This is a genomic window from uncultured Rhodococcus sp. (assembly GCF_963525155.1).
GTDB lineage: Bacteria > Actinomycetota > Actinomycetes > Mycobacteriales > Mycobacteriaceae > Rhodococcus_F > Rhodococcus_F qingshengii.
Genome location: NZ_CAURKP010000304.1, coordinates 1 through 3,886, shown reverse-complemented (window position 1 = coordinate 3,886; position 3,886 = coordinate 1). Strand labels below are relative to the sequence as shown.

Here is a 3,886-nt window from a genome sequence, read left to right as displayed (position 1 = left end):
CGCGCCGATCACACGGCACCGACCGTCGACGACTGCGAACGGGTCCGCCTCGGCACCCATCACGCAACTACCGGACATATGCAGCGACGTTCCCAGGCGGGATTCGACCCACTCATCGGTGTACTCCACGACGGGGCGATCGATCAACCCCGTCTCGGCGATCGACTCGAGAAGATTCTCGGCGATCCGCATCCCTTCCCGAATGGCAGCTCGATCGTGCGCCGACGCGACGTAGTTGTACCGAATACGCGGCGCCCCAGCGGGATCCCCCGATGCCAGTTCGATGCTTCCCCGGCTGCGCGGCGCCATCAGGACCACTCCGACGCCGTGGTCCATGCGAGGCGCACCGGGAACCAGGTCTGTGAAAGATGCGGTGTACGGACGGATTTCGATCTCAGCGAGGTTGAGGGCTGTCTCCAGCACCGGAGTCTGCGATCGAATCGTGCGGGGCTTGGAAAAATGGTACGGCAGCAGCACTTCCGGGTGGTCGACGAAGTTCTGTCCGACGCCCGGTCGATCGAGAACGACGGAAACTCCTTGCTCTACAAGTTGTTCCGCTGGACCAACACCGGAATTCAGGAGAATGTGCGGTGTCGCCACCGCGCCCGAACACACGACCACATGGTCGGCACGAATGCGTCGGACATTGCCGTCGTCGAGAACGTCGACGCCGATCGCACGGGTACCCGAGAACGCGATGCGAATGACGTTCACTCCGGATTCCACCCGCAGATTCGGCCGGTGCAACGCCGGCATCAGATACCCGATCGCCGTACTGATCCGACGATGATCCGACACGTTCAGTGGCACTCGGCCCACCCCGAACGAGTCCGGCGCATTCTTGTCGACGTCGTCGGGAAAGCCTGCTCCGAGCGCTGCCGCATGAAACTCGCCGCTCAGTGGATGCAGTTGGTCCCACGCTCGACGCTCGACCGGGATCGGTCCGGCGGTCCCGTGGAACTCGCTCTCGAAATCACGATCCGTTTCGGACTTCTTGAAGTACGGCAAGACGTCGTCGTATCGCCATGAACTCGGCCAATTCTCGAAATCAGCACGGGTCGCGCGGGTGAAGTACGCACCGTTGACGGCTCCGGATCCACCGAGTGTCCGCCCCCGCGCAATTGTGGACGCCCGACGCGGCGTCAGTTCGACCGGATAGGTCCACGTGTATTCGCTCGCAGGTCCGACCGGCAGTCGGTACGGATCACCCAGGACGTCCGGGAGTTCGAGCGCCGATCGATATCCGCTTCCCGATTCGAGGAGCATCACCGTGGCGGATGGATCTTCACTGAGCCTGGCTGCGACCACGCAACCACACGTGCCACCACCGACAACCAGGAAATCTGCGTAGTCGGCTTCTGTCACTTGGTGATTCGAGGTTTCAGCGCCGCCCAGTCGCGGGCGTCGAATGCGCCACGCCAGAGTCCGGCTCCATACGCGATGTCGTCGGCTCGTTTGAAGAAGACGTACCGAACCGGTCCCAGCCCGCCTGGCTCACGGTGGCGATACCAGTCCACCAAACCTTCGGTGACTGCTGCAGCGACGGCCAGCCGCCGAATTCGACGGGAGGCGATCACCGCCAGGAGCGTCACGGGCCAGTAGTGACGACACATTGCCGAGGCGAGTTGCCAGAATCCGCCGACAACTCCCTGCGCGGTGAGGATCGCCGCGATCCGGGTGGGTTGACTCAGGCCGGTGAACATCTTTCGCAGCCGGTAAACGGTAAACAGCAAAGCGCCGAGTGCGCCGGCAAGACCGGAACGGGTCAGTGTTGCAGCGGCGATACACGCGAAGAGCGTCGAGAACGACATCGCCATCGGCGGAACCGAACCCTCGTGTCTTGCAGCCAACGGCGCCGCACCCGTGCCGTAGAACGCTCTCCTGGCGAACCACTTGTCGAACTGAACTCGATGATCGTGGGCGACATGCGCAACCGGTTCGTACCTCAGTCGCCAACCCGCAGCCTGCAGTCGCCAGCAGAAATCGACGTCCTCGGCTACTTCGAGACTCTCGTCGAAACCGTTGCATTCGAGTGCCACGTCGCGCCGGACGATCACGGCGGCGCTGGGGACATAGGCGACCGGACTGCCCGACTTCACCGCAGCTTCCTTACGTCCGAGGTCGAGAGACGATCGCATGTTCTCGTACCGCGCCAGCGCCGTCCCGTACGGATCGAGGGCGACGATGCGGGGTGCAACAAGGGCAACCCCCGGATCGCTGAAGTGGCCCAACATCAACTCGAGCCAACCGGCACGCGGTATGACGTCGGAGTCCAGAAAAGCTACGAAACGTGTTTGGGACGAACGCAATCCCGAGTTTCTCGCTGCCGAGGGACCGCGGGCACTCTCGTGCCGGACCACTGTGATGGTGCCGGTGCCCGGGCAGGCGCGACGGGGCTCCACCGGCACTTCCGAACCGTCGTCGACAACGATGACGGTCAGATCCTTGAGGACGGGCAATAAGCGTTCGACGCCGGCCTGGTTGTCCTTGACCGGAATCACGACCGTGACATCGGCAGCGGACGGCGTCGACATCGGACGAGGATTCGCGACACCTGAATCGAGAAGGTGTCGCGCAACCGCAGCGCTCTGCTGATCGACCACCTCGAGGAAGCCGTCACCGATCATCGCCGCAGCCGTCGGCGCCAGCTTGAGCATCCGCGTCGGAGATCCGCCGATGAGTACCCGGCCACCCGAGTACGTGCGCACCTTGGGGTCCAACCGAATGCCGAAGCCGTCGGGGAGTCTTGCTGGTCGCATCAGATGATCGTAAGGGACGTAGCCCGTCGTGCTGCAACTCGTCGCAGCCTCGAAAGCCGTCGCAGGTGGACCGTCCGCCCCCACTCGGTCGTGGTCGTCACCGAAGCCTCCCATCTGGACCAGGCTCCCACCGGGCCAGTCCATCCGTCACGCGTCCTACCAACTCACCGAAGATGTATGCGCCGTCTTCGGCGGTAGCCCCGACTGGATTGCCGAGAACGCCGTTTTGCGACACAGCGACCATACCGCCCGAACGCATTCCTGGCATCAGGTCCGCGATAGGAGACAAATTTCCTGTCTCAGCAAGGCTCATGTGCACCAAATCGGGCGAAAGGTGCAGCAATAGGCTCGTTTCAGTGTGTCCGGCATGGGCGTCGGCACCCGGAACAGCGCACGGCACCCAAGCAGCATCACGCCCCTCATACCGCAGAAGTGCCACCGCTTTGGCCAATGCGGGACCATTTCCGCCGTGGCCGTTGACGAATAGCACCCGCTTCGTCCATCTGAACGCCGACCTTCCGTATTCGACGACGACGGTTTCCATAGCCTCGGCACCGATCGAAATCGTGCCGGCAAACCCTTCGTGTTCGCCGCTCGCCCCGTATTCGATGGCCGGGGCCATGACGACGTCGGGCAGAGCCTGTGCGACTGCTCTCGCGATCCGAGTGTCGGTATCGAGAGGCAGGTGCGGTCCGTGTTGTTCGAAAGAACCGACCGGGACCACGACGGTGAGCGCAGTGCCCTCGAGCGCAGGACTCGGGATGGCAGCAAGGTCACGCGGAGAACTCATCCCCCGATCGTATTGGTGCGGGCCCCTCCCACCGCAACACTGCATGCGGATACACCGGGGGATTGTTGTGCCCCGGCGTATTCGTCAGTTGTCGCGGTTCACGCCGCTGTCGGTGGGCTGTTCCCGCCGATCGGCTGCTGATACGGATCAACGGACATCGGTGGGTAGAACACCGATTTGCGATCCGGCCCGATCTCCACCCGCCACTCCGTGTGATGCAGCGTCCGGTGATGATGACCGCACAACAAGATCAGATTGTCGAGATCCGTTGGGCCACCATCGTTCCAGTGAACAATATGATGAGCATCGCACCACCCCGACGGTGTCCCGCACCCCG

At 63.1% G+C, this 3,886-nt stretch carries 4 protein-coding genes; all 4 read right to left on the bottom strand.

Annotated features, from left to right (window positions below):
• A partial coding sequence (gene mftG / locus RWT78_RS28550; protein ID WP_314682708.1) for a mycofactocin system GMC family oxidoreductase MftG occupies positions 1-1,365 on the bottom strand: 1,365 nt, incomplete at its 3' end.
• Positions 1,362-2,759 (bottom strand): mycofactocin biosynthesis glycosyltransferase MftF, encoded by a 1,398-nt coding sequence (gene mftF / locus RWT78_RS28545; RefSeq protein ID WP_314682704.1) that lies wholly within the window; start codon positions 2,757-2,759, stop codon positions 1,362-1,364. The genes mftF and mftG, both read right to left, overlap by 4 nt.
• 97 nt (positions 2,760-2,856) lie before the next feature.
• On the bottom strand, positions 2,857-3,549 hold the full coding sequence (gene mftE, locus RWT78_RS28540) for a mycofactocin biosynthesis peptidyl-dipeptidase MftE (protein ID WP_214514516.1): 693 nt from the start codon (positions 3,547-3,549) through the stop codon (positions 2,857-2,859).
• A gap of 98 nt (positions 3,550-3,647) precedes the next feature.
• Positions 3,648-3,886 (bottom strand): HNH endonuclease signature motif containing protein (locus tag RWT78_RS28535; RefSeq protein ID WP_314682699.1); only part of this gene is annotated, 239 nt, incomplete at its 5' end.

Coding starts and splice junctions, on each gene's coding strand:
- mftF (WP_314682704.1), bottom strand. CDS start 2,759: ATGCGACCAGCAAGACTCCCCGACGGCTTCGGCATTCGGTTGGACCCC.
- mftE (WP_214514516.1), bottom strand. CDS start 3,549: ATGAGTTCTCCGCGTGACCTTGCTGCCATCCCGAGTCCTGCGCTCGAG.